The 15,989-nt window shown below is 61.9% G+C and carries 14 protein-coding genes; 12 read left to right on the forward strand and 2 right to left on the reverse strand.

The window, feature by feature from the left end; genetic code table 11:
- Positions 1-123: 123 nt before the first annotated feature.
- On the reverse strand, positions 124-639 hold the full coding sequence (locus tag AC3WWR_RS15580; RefSeq protein ID WP_033044086.1) for a DUF2062 domain-containing protein: 516 nt from the start codon (positions 637-639) through the stop codon (positions 124-126).
- A gap of 136 nt (positions 640-775) precedes the next feature.
- On the opposite strand from AC3WWR_RS15580, the gene AC3WWR_RS15585 reads away from it, so the two are divergent.
- From AC3WWR_RS15585 to AC3WWR_RS15640, 12 genes are all read left to right on the forward strand, one after another.
- The gene (locus tag AC3WWR_RS15585; protein ID WP_020799917.1) at positions 776-3,010 is read left to right on the forward strand and encodes a DNA internalization-related competence protein ComEC/Rec2; all 2,235 of its coding nucleotides are present in this window, start codon (positions 776-778) and stop codon (positions 3,008-3,010) included.
- Positions 3,011-3,108: 98 nt separating this feature from the next.
- Positions 3,109-3,744, forward strand: a complete 636-nt coding sequence (locus tag AC3WWR_RS15590; RefSeq protein WP_020799918.1) for a MotA/TolQ/ExbB proton channel family protein — start codon at positions 3,109-3,111, stop codon at positions 3,742-3,744.
- Positions 3,741-4,169: an ExbD/TolR family protein gene (locus tag AC3WWR_RS15595; RefSeq protein WP_492598859.1), complete on the forward strand. Its 429-nt coding sequence runs from the start codon at positions 3,741-3,743 to the stop codon at positions 4,167-4,169. Before AC3WWR_RS15590 ends, AC3WWR_RS15595 begins: the two co-directional genes overlap by 4 nt.
- A 5-nt stretch (positions 4,170-4,174) precedes the next feature.
- Positions 4,175-5,179, forward strand: a complete 1,005-nt coding sequence (gene lpxK, locus AC3WWR_RS15600) for a tetraacyldisaccharide 4'-kinase (RefSeq protein ID WP_083349648.1) — start codon at positions 4,175-4,177, stop codon at positions 5,177-5,179.
- Between the two features lie 25 nt (positions 5,180-5,204).
- Positions 5,205-5,390, forward strand: coding sequence for a Trm112 family protein (locus AC3WWR_RS15605; RefSeq protein WP_003179363.1), 186 nt, complete (start codon positions 5,205-5,207; stop codon positions 5,388-5,390).
- Positions 5,387-6,151, forward strand: coding sequence for a 3-deoxy-manno-octulosonate cytidylyltransferase (kdsB, locus tag AC3WWR_RS15610; protein WP_020799921.1), 765 nt, complete (start codon positions 5,387-5,389; stop codon positions 6,149-6,151). Before AC3WWR_RS15605 ends, kdsB begins: the two co-directional genes overlap by 4 nt.
- Complete coding sequence (locus AC3WWR_RS15615) at positions 6,151-6,615, forward strand: low molecular weight protein-tyrosine-phosphatase (protein ID WP_020799922.1); 465 nt, start codon at positions 6,151-6,153, stop codon at positions 6,613-6,615. Before kdsB ends, AC3WWR_RS15615 begins: the two co-directional genes overlap by 1 nt.
- Entirely contained in the window at positions 6,612-7,631 is a 1,020-nt protein-coding gene (gene murB / locus AC3WWR_RS15620) for a UDP-N-acetylmuramate dehydrogenase (protein WP_033044088.1), read from the forward strand. Before AC3WWR_RS15615 ends, murB begins: the two co-directional genes overlap by 4 nt.
- Before the next feature lie 248 nt (positions 7,632-7,879).
- Positions 7,880-8,350: a (2Fe-2S)-binding protein gene (locus tag AC3WWR_RS15625; RefSeq protein WP_020799924.1), complete on the forward strand. Its 471-nt coding sequence runs from the start codon at positions 7,880-7,882 to the stop codon at positions 8,348-8,350.
- A complete protein-coding gene (locus AC3WWR_RS15630; protein ID WP_454866248.1) occupies positions 8,347-10,668 on the forward strand; it encodes a xanthine dehydrogenase family protein molybdopterin-binding subunit in 2,322 nt (773 codons plus the stop codon). The genes AC3WWR_RS15625 and AC3WWR_RS15630 overlap by 4 nt, the downstream gene beginning before the upstream one ends.
- Positions 10,668-11,651: an XdhC family protein gene (locus tag AC3WWR_RS15635; protein ID WP_454866247.1), complete on the forward strand. Its 984-nt coding sequence runs from the start codon at positions 10,668-10,670 to the stop codon at positions 11,649-11,651. The genes AC3WWR_RS15630 and AC3WWR_RS15635 overlap by 1 nt, the downstream gene beginning before the upstream one ends.
- A complete protein-coding gene (locus tag AC3WWR_RS15640; RefSeq protein ID WP_020799927.1) occupies positions 11,648-12,238 on the forward strand; it encodes a nucleotidyltransferase family protein in 591 nt (196 codons plus the stop codon). The genes AC3WWR_RS15635 and AC3WWR_RS15640 overlap by 4 nt, the downstream gene beginning before the upstream one ends.
- Before the next feature lie 224 nt (positions 12,239-12,462).
- Here AC3WWR_RS15640 and rne read toward each other — a convergent pair whose 3' ends face one another.
- Positions 12,463-15,708 (reverse strand): ribonuclease E, encoded by a 3,246-nt coding sequence (gene rne, locus AC3WWR_RS15645; protein WP_492598860.1) that lies wholly within the window; start codon positions 15,706-15,708, stop codon positions 12,463-12,465.
- Positions 15,709-15,989 lie beyond the last annotated feature (281 nt).

Raw genomic sequence — 15,989 nt, forward strand, 5'->3', positions numbered from 1 at the left:
CACCGAGTGGTGGGGCAAAGCCTTTTGCTTCCTTTTTGGCGTTTGAAAAAGGGAGTCGCTGTAAGAGCGAAACCATAGGTGGCCGTTACCGCAGCAACGGATATGTACGCATCAAACCGCCTCTCACATCCGACTTCGCTTACGCCGCCGCCACTGCCGCGCCACCCACCAGCGCCAATACATCATCACCAGGCAATAAGCCAACGCCCCAAGCACAACGCCTACCACCACCGACCCCAGCAAAAATGGCTGCCACAGGGTCGATAGTTCACCGCTGATCCATTCCCAGGTCAGCTCGTCCGGCAGATGCCGTGCGGGAACATCCATCAACCAGGCACCGGTCTGATAAGTACAGAAGAACACCGCCGGCATGGTGATCGGGTTGGTCAACCAGACCAGGCTGACCGCAATCGGCATGTTGCCGCGCACGATGATCGCGAGAACCGCAGCGACCAGCATCTGCATCGGAATCGGCAGGAATGCCGCGAACAAGCCGACTGCCATGGCCCGGGCGACGGAATGGCGATTGAGGTGCCAGAGGTTCGGGTCATGCAGCAGGGTGCCGAGAAAGCGTAAGGACTTGTGTTCCCTGATGCTGGTCGGGTCTGGCATGTAGCGTTTGAATAAGCGCCGGGGCATAAGGCTTCTCGGTCGATCAAGGTGGCAAGTATGTCTGGATTCCATGAGGCACCCATTCAGACTTTGTGACAATTGTTAACGACGGACGTGCGTCGGGCCGACTATGCCTAGGGACTGGACTCTCAAGGACGGGCTTATGCGCACAGGGATGATGGCGCTGGCGTTGGGCTTGCTGGCCTTGCGTTTTTTACCGGTGTTACCGCCGGTCTGGTTGTGGTTGTTGATGCCGGTGGCAGGCTTGATGTTGCTGCCGTTCAGGACGTATCCGGCTGCGTTTTTCCTGTTCGGCTTGAGTTGGGCCTGTGCCCATGCCCAATGGGCCCTGGATGATCGGCTGTCGCCGGCCCTCGACGGGGAAACGCGTTGGGTCGAAGGGCGTGTCAGCGGGCTGCCACAGAATGGTGAGGGGGTGGTGCGTTTCGAACTGACTGACAGTCGGTCACGCCGTACCGACCTGCCGCGACAGTTGCGTCTGGCCTGGTATGACGGTCCGCCGGTAAACAGCGGCGAACGCTGGCGGCTCGCGGTCAAGCTGAAGCGACCCGTGGGGTTGCTCAATCCGCATGCCTTCGACTATGAGGCCTGGCTGTTGGCGCAACGCATCGGTGCGACCGGGACGGTCAAGGCCGGGGAGCGGCTTGCACCAGCCCGGTGGGCCTGGCGCGACGGTATCCGCCAGAGGCTGCAGGCCGTGGATGCGCAAGGTCGAACTGGCGTGCTGGTTGCGCTGGTGCTGGGAGACGGCGCGGGGCTCAGCCGCGAAGACTGGCAGGTGTTGCAAGACACTGGCACCGTGCACCTGTTGGTGATTTCCGGGCAGCACGTCGGCTTGTTGGCGGGACTGGTTTATCTGTTGATCGCCGGGCTTGCCCGTTACGGCTTGTGGCCAGCCCGTCTACCATGGTTGCCTTGGGCCTGCAGCCTGGCTTTCGTGGCCGCCCTTGGCTATGGGCTGCTGGCTGGCTTCGAAGTGCCGGTCCGCCGAGCCTGCCTGATGATCGGCCTGGTGCTGCTATGGCGCCTGCGTTTTCGCCACCTGGGTGCCTGGTGGCCACTGTTGCTGGCGCTCAATGGCGTCTTGCTGATGGACCCGTTGGCGAGTCTGCAACCGGGGTTCTGGCTGTCCTTCGCGGCGGTGGCGGTGCTTATCTTCACGTTCGGTGGGCGCCTGGGGCCTTGGCCATGGTGGCAAACCTGGACCCGTGCCCAGTGGCTGATCGCTATTGGCCTTGGACCGTTTTTGCTGGTCCTGGGATTGCCGATCAGCCTTAGCGGGCCGCTGGTCAATCTGCTGGCGGTACCCTGGATCAGCCTGGTGGTGCTGCCCCCTGCATTGCTCGGGACACTTTTGCTGCCGGTGCCCTACGTCGGCGAGTGGCTGCTGTGGCTGGCGGGCGGCTTGATAGACTGGCTGTTCACCGGGTTGGCATTGGTCGCCGGCAAGGTTCCCGCCTGGGTGCCCGCGGCCATCCCGCTATGGGTCTGGGCCATCGGCACGTTGGGCGCCTTTTTGTTGCTGCTGCCGCGTGGCGTACCGATGCGACCGTTAGGCTGGCCTTTGCTGTTACTACTGGTTTTTCCTCCGCGGCCGGTGCTGCCCGAAGGCATTGCCGAGGTCTGGCAGCTGGATGTGGGCCAAGGGCTGGCGATCATGGTGCGCACGCGCCATCACACACTGTTGTATGACGCTGGTCCGCGTTTGCGTGGTCTTGACCAGGGTGAACGGGTGGTCCTGCCCGCACTGCGCAAGCTGGGTGTGAAGGCGCTCGACCTGATGTTGATCAGCCATGCCCATGCCGATCATGCCGGTGGCGCCCGGGCAGTGGCCAATGGATTGCCGGTGAAACGGGTGCTCAGTGGCGAACCTGCCGACCTGCCTGGCGAGTTGCAGGCCGAGGGCTGTGAGAGCGGTCGGCAGTGGACGTGGGACGGGGTCAACTTTCAACTGTGGCACTGGCCGCAGGCCAGGGACAGCAACCAGAACTCCTGTGTGTTGCAGATCGAAGCCAATGGCGAGCGATTGCTGCTCAGCGGTGACATCGACACCCACGCCGAGCGCGCGTTGCTCGCCAGCCCATTGGCCGTGCCTACCGATTGGTTGCAGTCACCGCACCACGGTAGTCGCAGTTCGTCGTCGATGGCGCTGCTCAACGTTCTACAGCCCAAGGCAGCACTGATTTCCCGTGGACAGGGCAACTCCTTCGGTCATCCTCATCCGGTGGTGATTGAGCGCTATCGACATCGCGCGATGGACATCTACGACAGTGCGCAGCAAGGCGCCGTTCATCTGCAACTGGGGCGTTTCGAACCACCGCGCTCGATGCGTCAAGAACGGCGCTTCTGGCGCGATCCCCCACCCTCGGGCAAATAACCTTGGGTGATCAAAGGCCGACCGGATGCGACATCACAGTCTTCGGTGAGCCCACCCCCTATGTTAGAGTGGCGCACTTTTTCGAGGGGACTGTCACTGTGTGGGAATTGGTCAAATCCGGCGGCTGGATGATGCTGCCGATCATCCTGAGTTCCATCGCGGCAATGGCTATCGTTGCCGAACGTCTGTGGACCCTGCGGGCCAGTCGCGTGACCCCGGAGCATTTGCTCGGGCAGGTCTGGGTCTGGATCAAGGACAAGCAACTTAACAAGGAGAAGCTCAAGGAACTGCGCGCCAATTCGCCGTTGGGCGAGATCCTGGCCGCTGGCCTGGCGAACTCCCGGCATGGTCGCGAGATCATGAAGGAGTGCATCGAAGAGGCCGCCGCGCGGGTCATCCATGAGCTGGAACGCTACATCAATGCCCTCGGTACCATCGCTGCCATGGCGCCATTGCTGGGGCTGCTGGGTACGGTGCTGGGCATGATCGATATTTTCAGTGCGTTCATGGGCACGGGCATGACCACCAATGCGGCGGTACTGGCCGGGGGTATCTCCAAAGCGCTGATCACCACGGCCGCCGGCTTGATGGTCGGTATCCCGTCGGTATTCTTCCACCGTTTCCTGCAACGCCGGATCGATGAACTGGTGGTCGGCATGGAGCAGGAAGCGATCAAGCTGGTCGAAGTCGTGCAGGGTGACCGTGACGTGGACCTGGCGGGGGGCAAAGCGTGAAATTCCGCCGCAAGCAACGGGAGAATGTGGACATCAACCTCGCGTCACTGATCGACGTGGTGTTTATCCTGCTGCTGTTTTTCGTCGTGACCACGACGTTCACCCGTGAAACCCAGTTGCGCGTCGATCTGCCCGAAGCGGTCAGCGGAGCGCCTTCCGATGACCAGATCCGGCAACTGGACATCGCGATCAGTGCCGATGGCATATTCTCGGTGAACAACCAGGTATTGCCCAAGAGTGACCTGGCAACGCTGATGGATGCCCTGCAGAAACAGTCCAATGGCGATACCAGTCGACCGCTGTCCATCAGCGCCGACGGAAAATCCCAGCATCAGTCGGTCATCACCGCCATGGACGCTGCCGGCAAGCTCGGCTTCAGCCATCTGCGCATGACCACAGTCGAGGCGGCGCCGCCCGCGCCTTGAAAAGCATGTCCGAACGCTTGCTCGCTGCCTGGTACCGGGGGCATCCGGCCCTGAAGCTATTACAGCCGCTGGAGTGGTTGTACCGCCGCGTGGTCAACAACAAGCGCAAGCGCTTTCTGGCGGGCGAGGGTGAGATCTATCAACCACCGGTACCGCTGATCGTGGTGGGCAACATCACCGTGGGCGGCACCGGCAAGACACCGCTGATCCTGTGGATGATCCAGCACTGTCAACGCAGTGGCCTGCGGGTTGGCGTGGTCAGCCGGGGTTACGGTGCCAAGCCAGCGCAATTGCCATGGCGGGTCGAAGCGGATCAAAGCGCCGACATCGCTGGCGATGAGCCGCTGTTGATCGTGCAGCGCACCGGCGTGCCGTTGATGATCGATCCGGATCGCAGTCGCGCGGTCAAAGCCCTGCTGGACAGTGAGTCGCTGGACCTGATCCTGTCCGATGATGGCATGCAGCATTACCGCCTGGCGCGGGATCTGGAGCTGGTACTGATCGACGCGGCCCGCGGATTGGGCAACCGCCGCTGCTTGCCGGCCGGGCCGCTACGTGAACCGGTCGAACGTCTGCAAAGTGTCGATGCGGTGCTCTACAACGGCGCAACGGCTGACAGTGGCGACGGCTTTGCCTTCCAGTTACAACCGACGGCGCTGGTCAACCTGCAAAGCGGCGAACGGCGCCCGCTCGATCACTTTCCCGCGGGCCAGGCGTTGCATGCGGTGGCCGGGATCGGTAACCCGCAGCGTTTCTTCAGGACCCTCGAAACGCTACACTGGCAGCCAGTCCCGCATGCATTCGCCGACCACGCCGAATACAGTGTGCAGGCCTTGAATTTCAACCCGTCATTGCCATTGGTGATGACCGAAAAGGATGCGGTGAAGTGCCGTGCCTTCGCCGCCGCCGACTGGTGGTACCTGGCGGTCGACGCTGTGCCATCGCCAGCCTTCACGGCCTGGTTCGATACACAGTTGATGCGCCTGTTGCCGGCTCGTCTTTTGCCTTAAATCCGTTTCTATCCAGGGAATGTTCATGGACACCAAATTGCTCGATATCCTCGCTTGCCCGGTCTGCAAAGGTCCGCTCAAGCTCAGCGCTGACAAGACCGAGCTGATCAGCAAGGGCGCTGGTCTTGCGTACCCGATTCGCGACGGCATCCCGGTGATGCTCGAATCCGAAGCCCGTACCCTGACCACCGACGAGCGTCTGGATAAATGACTTCAGCCTTTACCGTTGTTATTCCTGCGCGCTACGCCTCCACCCGCCTGCCGGGCAAACCGCTGCTGTCGATCGCTGGCAAGCCGATGATCCAGCACGTTTGGGAACAGGCGTGCAAAAGTAGCGCAGAGCGCGTGGTGGTTGCCACGGACGATGCGCGCATCGCCCAGGCCTGTGAAGGTTTTGGTGCCGAAGTGGTGATGACTCGCGAAGACCACAACTCCGGAACCGATCGCCTGGCTGAAGTCGCGGCAAAGCTGGGCCTGGCGCCAGACGCGATCGTGGTTAACGTCCAGGGTGACGAGCCGTTGATACCGCCGAGTGTCATTGACCAGGTGGCCGTCAACCTGGCTGCCCACACCGAAGCGCGCATGGCCACGTTGGCCGAGCCGATCGAAGACGTGGAGAGCCTGTTCAACTCCAACGTGGTCAAGGTCGTCAGTGACCTCAATGGCCTGGCGCTGACCTTCAGTCGCGCCACGTTGCCGTGGGCACGGGACACGTTCGCCAAGAGCCTCGAGCAAATGCCCGAAGGCGTGCCGTATCGCCGCCACATCGGCATCTATGCCTACCGCGCCGGTTTCCTGCATGACTTCGTCAGCTGGGGCCCTTGCTGGCTGGAAAACACCGAGTGCCTGGAACAACTGCGTGCCTTGTGGCACGGGGTACGGATCCACGTCGCCGATGCACTGATCGCGCCGCCTGCCGGCGTCGATACCGTTGAAGACCTTGAGCGCGTTCGTCGCCTGCTGGAGGCCTGATGCGGGTTCTGTTTGTCTGTCTGGGCAATATCTGTCGTTCACCCACGGCCGAAGGCGTTCTGCGGCATAAACTGCGTGAAGCGGGGCTGGCCGATCAAGTCGAAGTGGCCTCTGCCGGCACCGGCGACTGGCACGTGGGCAGCGCGCCGGACAAGCGCAGCCAGGCGGCGGCAAAACGCCGTGGTTACGATTTGTCCGCCCAACGCGCCCAACAGGTCACCCGTGCCGATTTCGCCACGTACGACCTGATCCTGGCGATGGACAACAGTAACCTGCGCAACCTCATGGATCTGCAACCGCCCAAGTGCAAGGCGGAGCTGGACCTGTTCCTGCGCCGCTACCCGTCGCAGGTCGAGGAAGTCCCGGACCCGTACAACGACAGTGAACATGGCTTCGAGCACGTGCTGGACTTGATCGAGCGCGCCAGTGACCTGCTGGTGATCGAACTGAAGGAACGGTTATGAGTTTGCAACTGCGATCCCAGGTTTCGCTCAAGCCGTTCAACAGCTTTGGAGTGGATGTCCAGGCCCGTCTTTTTGCCGAGGCCCATAGCGACGCCGATGTGCGTGAGGCCCTGGCCTATGCGCGGGAACACCAGGTGCCCTTGCTGGTGATCGGCGGTGGCAGCAACTTGCTGCTGACCGCTGACATTGAGTCGATGGTACTGCGCATGGCCACCCGCGGAATACGCGTGATCAGCGACGATGGCAGCAAAGTCGTGATCGAGGCCGAGGCGGGCGAGCCCTGGCATCCATTCGTGCAACACACCTTGGTGCAGGGCTTGTCAGGCCTGGAAAACCTCAGCCTGATTCCTGGCACCGTTGGCGCGGCCCCCATGCAGAACATCGGCGCCTATGGCGTGGAAATCAAGGATGTGTTCGCCGGCCTGACCGCCCTGGATCGCCAGACCGGCGAACTGCGCGACTTCAGTCTGCAAGAGTGCAACTTCGCTTACCGCGACAGCGTGTTCAAACAGGAGCCTGGGCGCTGGTTGATCCTGCGCGTGCGTTTCACCCTCGATCGCACCGCCCACCTGCATCTGGAGTACGGTCCTGTACGTCAGCGCCTGACCGAGCAGGGCATCGATCATCCGACGGCCACGGACGTCAGTCAGGCCATTTGCAGCATTCGCAACGAGAAGCTTCCGGACCCGGCGGTGCTCGGCAATGCCGGCAGCTTTTTCAAAAACCCCTTGGTCCCAGCGGCACTGGTCGCACAGCTCAAGGGTGAATACCCGGACCTGGTGGCCTACGCGCAACCCGACGGGCAGATGAAGCTGGCTGCCGGCTGGTTGATCGAGCGGGCAGGGTGGAAAGGCTTCCGCGATGCCGATGCAGGCGTGCATAAAATGCAGGCACTGGTGCTGGTCAATTACGGCAGTGCGACGGGGCTGCAATTGCTGCACCTGGCGCAGCGGATCCAGAAAGACATTTCAGAACGTTTCCATGTCGACCTGGAAATGGAGCCGAACCGCTATTGAGGCTACGCTTTCAAGGTGGACTTCAAAGCCCTGCACTGATGAAAAGTGCAGGGCTTTTTTGTTAATGCTGGGTTAACTGAGCGAGCTAACGATACATTGCATTTGTTCCATCAAAGGCCCGGTGCAGACGTCTCCGTCCGGCATAAGAGAGCCCTATTAGCCTGAGTAGATCTGCGTTATGCCAACCGCCGACCTCCCGGTGGCAGATTGCTCGACCCCATGACCTTTATAACTATGCGGGCGTGCCCATGATTACCCTGAAACTCAACGGTCAAGACCATCCACTCGATGTCACCGAGGATATGCCCTTGCTCTGGGCAATTCGCGACGTGGCCGGTTACAACGGCACCAAGTTTGGCTGTGGCATGGGCCTTTGCGGCGCCTGCACGATTCATATCGAAGGTGCTCCGGCGCGCAGTTGCATCACGCCGGTTGGCTCGGTCGTCGGCCAGAATGTCACCACCATCGACAACCTTCACGCCGACCCGGTCGGCAAAGTCGTGCAGCAAGCCTGGCTCGATACGGCCGTGGCTCAATGCGGTTACTGCCAGGGTGGGCAGATCATGTCCGCCACTGCGCTGCTCAAGACCAATCCCGACCCCAGCGATGAACAGATCGAAGAGGCGATGGTTGGCAACATCTGCCGCTGCGGCACCTACAACCGTATCAAGACCGCCATTCGCCAGGCATCCACTCACCTGAAGGAGGCCAAGGCATGAGCCGGTTACCGAATGATTTCGCCCTGAGCAACCTCAGTCGGCGGGGCTTCCTCAAGGGCGTGGGCGCCACCAGTGCGCTGGTGGTTGCCGCGAGTTGGGGCTGGCAAGACGCGTTTGCCGAAGAGGCGCAGAAAAAGTTTGGTGCCGATGGCATGCCCAATGGCTGGATCGACGATCCCAAGGTTTATGTGAGCATCGCCACTGATGGCACGGTGACGGTTGTCTGCAACCGTTCGGAAATGGGCCAGGGCGTACGGACCAGCCTGACCATGGTGGTGGCCGACGAGCTGGAAGCCGATTGGGCGCGGGTCAAGGTGCAACAGGCGCCGGGCGATGAAGTGCGGTTCGGCAACCAGGACACCGATGGTTCGCGCAGCATGCGTCACTGGTACGAACCGATGCGCCGCTGTGGCGCCGCCGCCCGGACCATGCTGGAACAGGCCGCCGCCGACCAGTGGAAAGTGCCGGTTGGCGAATGCCATGCGCAGCTGCATAAAGTCATCCATAAGCCTTCCGGTCGCGAACTGGAGTATGGCGCTCTGGCCGCCGCAGCCGGCGCCTTGGCCGTGCCGGCCCGGGACAGCTTGCGACTCAAGCAGCCCTCGGAGTTTCGCTACATCGGCAAGGAAGGCACCAGGGCCATCGATGGCGACGATATCGTCAACGGCCGCGCGGTATACGGCGCAGACGTGCATTTCGATGGCATGCTGTTCGCCGTCATTGCCCGGCCGGCGGTATATGGCGGCAAGGTCAAGAGCTTCGATGGCAGCGCTGCGATGAAAGTGCCGGGAGTGGTCAAGGTCATCCAGATTGAAAGCCGTCCACTGCCCTCGGAGTTTCAACCCCTGGGCGGCATCGCGGTGGTGGCCAACAACACTTGGGCGGCGATCAAGGGTCGCGATGCGTTGAAAATCGAATGGGACGACGGCCCCAACGCCAGCTACGACTCGATCGCGTACCGCAAGGAACTCGAGGCCGCTTCGCTCAAGCCGGGCAAAGTGGTGCGCAATACCGGCAATATCGACGACGCCATGGCCAATGCCGCCAGCATGCTGGAAGCCTCCTACTATTTGCCACACCTGTCACAATCGCCAATGGAGCCGATGGTTGCCATCGCTCGCTACAAGGACGGTGTGTGCCAAGCCTGGGGGCCAAGCCAGGCGCCACAGGTCACCCGCGAGCGGATCGCCGAACGCCTGGGCGTGCCATTCGATAAAGTCACCTTCAACGTGACGTTGCTGGGCGGAGGCTTCGGGCGCAAGTCCAAACCTGACTTCATTATCGAAGCGGCCATCCTGGCCAAGGAGTTCCCCGGCAAGGCGGTGCGGGTGCAATGGACCCGTGAAGACGATATTCACTGTTCCTATTTTCACACGGTGTCGGCCGAATACCTCAAGGCCAGCCTGAACAAGGACGGCTTGCCCTCCGGCTGGCTGCACCGCACGGTGGCGCCGAGCATTACCGCGTTGTTCGCGCCGGGCATGAACCATGAGGCCGCCTTCGAACTGGGGATGGGCTTCACCAACATGGCCTACGCAATTCCCAACATTCGCCTGGAAAACCCCGAGGCCACCGTCCATACGCGGGTTGGCTGGTATCGCTCGGTATCGAACATCCCCCACGGTTTTGCGATCCAGAGCTTCATCGATGAACTGGCGCACAAGGCCGGAGAAGACCCGCTCAAGTACCAGGTCAGATTGCTCGGCCCCGACCGTCAGATCGATCCGCGCACCTTGAGTGAAGAATGGAACTACGGTGAATCGCCCGAGCGTTATCCGATCGATACCGCTCGCCTGCGCACGGTACTGGAAACTGCCGCGAAGGCCGCCGGTTGGGGACGTGAGTTGCCCAAGGGCCGAGGCTTGGGCCTGGCGGTGCATTACAGTTTCGTGACCTACGTGGCGGCAGTGATTGAAGTCGAAGTCAAGGACGATGGCACCTTGATCGTGCACAAAGCTGACATTGCCGTGGATTGCGGGCCGCAGATCAACCCCGAGCGGATTCGTTCGCAGTTCGAAGGTGCCTGCGTCATGGGCCTGGGCAATGCGGTGCTGGGCGAAATCAGCTTCAAGGATGGCAAGGTCCAGCAGGACAACTTCCACATGTACGAAGTGGCGCGCATGTCCCTGGCGCCCAGGGAGGTCGCGGTGCACCTGGTAACGCCGCCGGGCAACGTGCCGTTGGGCGGTGTCGGTGAACCGGGTGTGCCACCGATTGCCCCGGCACTGTGCAATGCGATCTTCGCCGCCACCGGCAAGCGTATCCGCAGCCTGCCGGTCCGTTATCAATTGCAGGGTTGGCAGAAGGTCGAGGTGTGATGGACAGTGCCGATCTCAATGTCCTGCGCAGCGTCCTGGAATGGCGTCGCGCTGGCCAGCGGGTGATGTTGTACAGCGTCGTGCAGACCTGGGGTACTGCGCCCCGGGCGCCTGGCGCAATGCTGGCATTGCGCGAGGACGGCGTGGTGATTGGCTCGGTGTCCGGTGGTTGTGTCGAAGACGACCTGATTGCCCGTTTGCATGACGGTCGCATTGCGGCCGACGGACCGCCGGTGCAACTGATCACCTATGGCGTCACCCGTGAGGAGGCGGCACGCTTCGGTTTGCCCTGCGGCGGCACTTTGCGTTTGACCGAGGAGCGCGTTGGCGATCCTGCGTGGGTCGCGGAGTTGCTGGCGCGCTGCGAAGGCCATGAAATCGTCGCGCGTTCGCTGGATATCGCGACCGGGGACGTCATTTTGCGGCCCGCCGCCAAGACCGATGTGCTGGCTTTCGATGGCCAGACCCTGCGGGCCATTTATGGCCCGCGTTGGCGCTTGTTGTTGATTGGCGCCGGGCAGTTGTCTCGCTTTGTCGCCGAGATGGCGCGGCTGCTGGATTTTGAAGTGCTGATTTGCGATCCGCGCAGCGAATTCGTCTACGGCTGGGAGGAACAGCACGGTCGATTTGTCTCGGGCATGCCCGATGAGGCGGTAGTGAGCATCCAGACCGACGAGCGCACGGCTATCGTTGCGCTGACTCATGATCCGCGCCTGGATGATATGGCCTTGCTGACGGCCCTCGACTCCCGGGCCTTTTATGTTGGCGCACTCGGCTCCCGGGTCAACAGCCAAAAGCGCCGGGACAACCTGGCTCTGCTCGGTCTGTCGCAACAGGCCATCGGGCGGTTGCACGGCCCGGTCGGCTTGCACATTGGCAGCCACAGCCCGGCGGAAATCGCCTTGTCGCTGATGGCAGAGATTGTGGCGATCAAGAATGGTATCGAGCTCAAGCAGAAGAAACCGCTGCGGGAGGGTGTATGAGTCAATCCATCGGGGTGATCGTGTTGGCGGCGGGGCAGGGCAATCGTTTCCGACAAGTCGCGGGCGACGACAAGGACAAGCTGCTGGCTGACTGCATGGGGCGTGATGGCGCGGTTCGATCGGTCATCGAGCAAGTCCTGGTGAATCTACCTTCCGCGCTGGATAAGCGCTTTCTGGTGACCACGGCCGATCGTCCGCAAGTAAGTCGCATGGGCAAGGCCTATGGCTGTGAGATTGTCCTGATCGAAACGACCGGAATGGGCGACAGCATTGCGACAGGGGTGGCGGCAGGCGCTCAACTTGATGGTTGGCTGATGGTGCTGGGAGATATGCCGTTCATCCTGCCATCGAGTATCGAACGCGTTGTGGATCAGATAGCCGATGACTGCGTCAGCGTGCCGGTACAGGAGGGTGAGTACGGGCATCCGGTGGGCTTTGGACGCAGTTTTGCTCCGGGATTGATGGCGTTATCAGGCGATCGCGGCGCCAAGGGGTTGTTTGCTCAGGGACGGGTGGTGGAAGTGAGGGTGGATGACCCCGGTGTGTTGTGGGATGTGGATGTGCCTGAGAAGCTGACCTTCAAATAATCGCAGATTCTCTGTAGGAGCGAGCATGTCGAATCGTCGCACCGTCGCGATGGACGTCAACGATGACGCGGGGAACCTGGATACACGCGGTGCATTTGAGATCATCGCGAGCATGCTCGCTCCTACAGAGGTATAAACGATCATGTTTCCCAGGGTTGTGTGAAGAACCAAAAAAAAAGCCCCGCCCGGGTTCACCGGGCGGGGCTTTTCAATGGCCGAGGGAATCAGACGAGAGGTTTAGGCTCGTGCTCTTTTTCCTGGGCTTTCTCGTGTTGCTCAACCGCTTCCTGAACGGAGCGAGGTGCTTCGGCAATCACCGACTCAACCGGCTCGGCAGCGACTTCAGCAGCCGGGGCAGATGCCTCGACCACTTCGGCGGCAACCGGAGCTGGCTCGGCAGCAACAACCTGGGCAGCAGCGGCCGCCAGTTCGGCTTCCTTCTGCAGACGCTCTTCTTCACGCTTGCGGCGACGCACTTCACGTGGGTCGTTCGGTGCGCGGCCACTTGGCGTCAGGGCGCTGATTGGCGCGGCTTCAACCACTGGAGCAGGCGTTGGGGCAACAACCGGCGCTTCAACCACTGGAGCTGGCTCGGCAGCGGCAACCACTGGCTCGGAGACCAACGCTTGCGCCACCTCGGCTTCAGCAACCGGCGCTGGAGCAGGGGTTTCGGCTACGGCTGGCTCGGCAACCCAGTTGAACGCGGTTTGCTCTTCGCGAACTTCACGAACGGCCTCGGTCACGGTTTCAGTCGCGGTGTCGGCAACCGGTTCTGCAACCACGGCTGGCTCAGCTGCAGCTTCAACCACTGGCTGTGCTTCTGGCGCTGCTGCCACTTCGATTTCCGGCGAAGCTGTGGTTTCGACCGGAGTCGTCGCTTCCACCACTGGCGCTTCGGCCGGGGCCGTTTCCAGGGTGGCGGCGGTGGCGCGTTCGGCTTGCTCGTTGGCCTGTGCTTCGGCCGGAGCGCTGATCACGCTGCTGGCAACGGCTGCGGTAACAGCCAGGCCGGCGGCCAGGTCAGCAGTGCTTGGCGCTTCAGTGTTATCGCCGGCTTCGGACTCATCCGAACCTTCGATCACGTTGCCGTTGGCATCACGCTGACGCTCGCGGCGGTTGCTACGACGACGCTGGCCACGGGAGCGGCGGCGTGGACGATCGCCTTCGGCGCCTTCCTGACCCTCTTCCTGCAGTTGCTCTTCGTTACCGGTCAGCTCTTCTTCGGCTACGGCAGCCGCTTGCTCGGCACGCGGTTGACGTTCTTCACGCGGTGGGCGTGGAGCGCGTTCTTCGCGTGGCGGGCGGGCCGGGCGTTCTTCAGTGGTCGCGGCAGCGACAGCAGCGGCAGCAGGAGCGACAGCGTCCAGCGGCTCGCGCAGTTCACGCACACGCTCCTCACGCTCGCCACGTGGCTTGCGATCTTCGCGCGGGGCACGCGGAGTACGCTCTTCACGTGGCGCGCGCGGAGCGCGTTCTTCACGTGGAGCACGTTCTTCGCGGGCTACGACTGGCGTTTCTTCGCGGGTTTCGCGTGGTTCACGTGCTTCGCGTGGCTGGCGCTCTTCGCGCGGCTCGCGTGGGGCGCGTTCTTCGCGGGGCGCGCGCTCTTCACGAGGCTTGCGCTCTTCATCGCGGCGACCGTTACGGGTGCGGCTCTGCTGGCGGCCGGTACGACGTTGTTCCTCGTTGCTGCGTGCGGGACGCTCGGTGGTAGCCGGTTTCTCAACCACGGTCGGAGCGACAGGCTCTTCCTTGGACGCGAACAGGCTGACCAACGACTTCACCAGGCCTTTGAAAAGGCTTGGCTCTGGCGCGGCGACAGGTGCGGGAACCGGTGCGGCGACGACTTCGGTCGGCACCGGAGCGTTGGCGCGGGCGGGAGCCGTCTTGACCGCGGCTTCCTGGCGTACCAGGGTGCGGGTCGCGGCAGCTGGCTGCACTTCTTCCACTTCGGCAGCGGCAGCGGCGATTTCGTAGCTGGACTGGTTGATCGCCGCTTCCGGGCTGTCATCACGCAGGCGCTGAACTTCGAAGTGCGGCGTTTCGAGGTGATCGTTCGGCAGGATGACGATGCGGGCACGGGTACGCAGTTCGATCTTGGTGATCGAGTTACGCTTTTCGTTGAGCAGGAACGCGGCCACCGGGATCGGCACTTGTGCACGAACTTCGGCGGTGCGGTCTTTCAGGGCTTCTTCTTCGATCAGGCGCAGGATCGCCAAAGACAGCGATTCAACGTCACGGATGATGCCGGTGCCGTTGCAGCGCGGGCAAACGATGCCGCTGCTTTCACCCAGGGATGGGCGCAGGCGCTGACGGGACATTTCCAGCAGGCCGAAGCGCGAAATGCGGCCAACTTGCACGCGAGCGCGGTCGGCTTCCAGGCATTCGCGGACTTTCTCTTCCACGGCACGCTGGTTCTTGGCCGGGGTCATGTCGATGAAGTCGATGACGATCAGGCCGCCGATGTCGCGCAGGCGCAACTGGCGGGCGATTTCTTCGGCGGCTTCAAGGTTGGTCTGCAGCGCGGTTTCTTCGATGTCGCTACCTTTGGTGGCGCGCGCCGAGTTGATGTCGATGGACACCAGGGCTTCGGTCGGATCGATCACGATGGAGCCGCCGGAAGGCAGTTCGACGACGCGCTGGAAAGCGGTTTCGATCTGGCTTTCGATCTGGAAGCGGTTGAACAGCGGAACGCTGTCTTCGTAGAGCTTGATCTTGCTGGCGTACTGCGGCATCACCTGGCGAATGAAGGTCAGGGCTTCGTCCTGGGCTTCAACGCTGTCGATCAGCACTTCGCCGATGTCCTGGCGCAGGTAGTCGCGGATCGCGCGGATGATCACGTTGCTTTCCTGGTAGATCAGGAACGGCGCGGAACGATCCAGCGAAGCTTCTTTGATGGCGGTCCACAGTTGCAGCAGGTAGTCGAGGTCCCACTGCATTTCTTCGCTGCTGCGACCCAGGCCGGCAGTGCGCACGATCAGGCCCATGTCGGCCGGGGCAACCAGGCCGTTCAGCGCTTCACGCAATTCATTGCGCTCTTCGCCTTCGATGCGACGGGAGATACCGCCGGCACGCGGGTTGTTCGGCATCAGCACGAGGTAACGACCGGCCAGGCTGATGAACGTAGTCAGGGCGGCGCCCTTGTTGCCACGCTCTTCTTTTTCGACCTGAACGATGACTTCCTGGCCTTCGCTCAGGACGTCCTTGATGTTGACGCGGCCTTCAGGGGTTTTCTTGAAGTATTCGCGGGAGATTTCTTTGAGGGGCAGGAAGCCGTGGCGCTCAGAGCCGAAATCGACAAAGGCAGCCTCCAGGCTTGGTTCGATGCGAGTAATCCGGCCTTTATAGATGTTGGCCTTCTTCTGCTCGCGTGCACCGGATTCGATGTCCAGGTCGTAGAGGCGCTGGCCATCTACCAGTGCAACACGCAACTCTTCGGGTTGAGTTGCGTTAATCAGCATTCTTTTCATGTAGTACCGTCGGTTTCCGGGCTGCCGGAAACGGCGTTCGGCACACACGACTTCTCATGGTCGGTGTCAGGTGCGTCGGGAGTGGTTGGCCATTCCCGTGTCCAGCGATGTCCGGCCAATGTGGGCCTTCGTCGCGACGTACGCGTCCTGCTTGCTGTGGCTACTTAAGCACTCAGTCAGGAGGAGGAATCAACCGGCGGCTGTGGACGAGATGAAGCGTCTTGATAAAGCCTATTGCTACACAGGCCAGCGGTTGTGCATCTCCACCCTACACGTATCCC

This window comes from Pseudomonas sp. EB271-G4-1 (assembly GCF_058791355.1).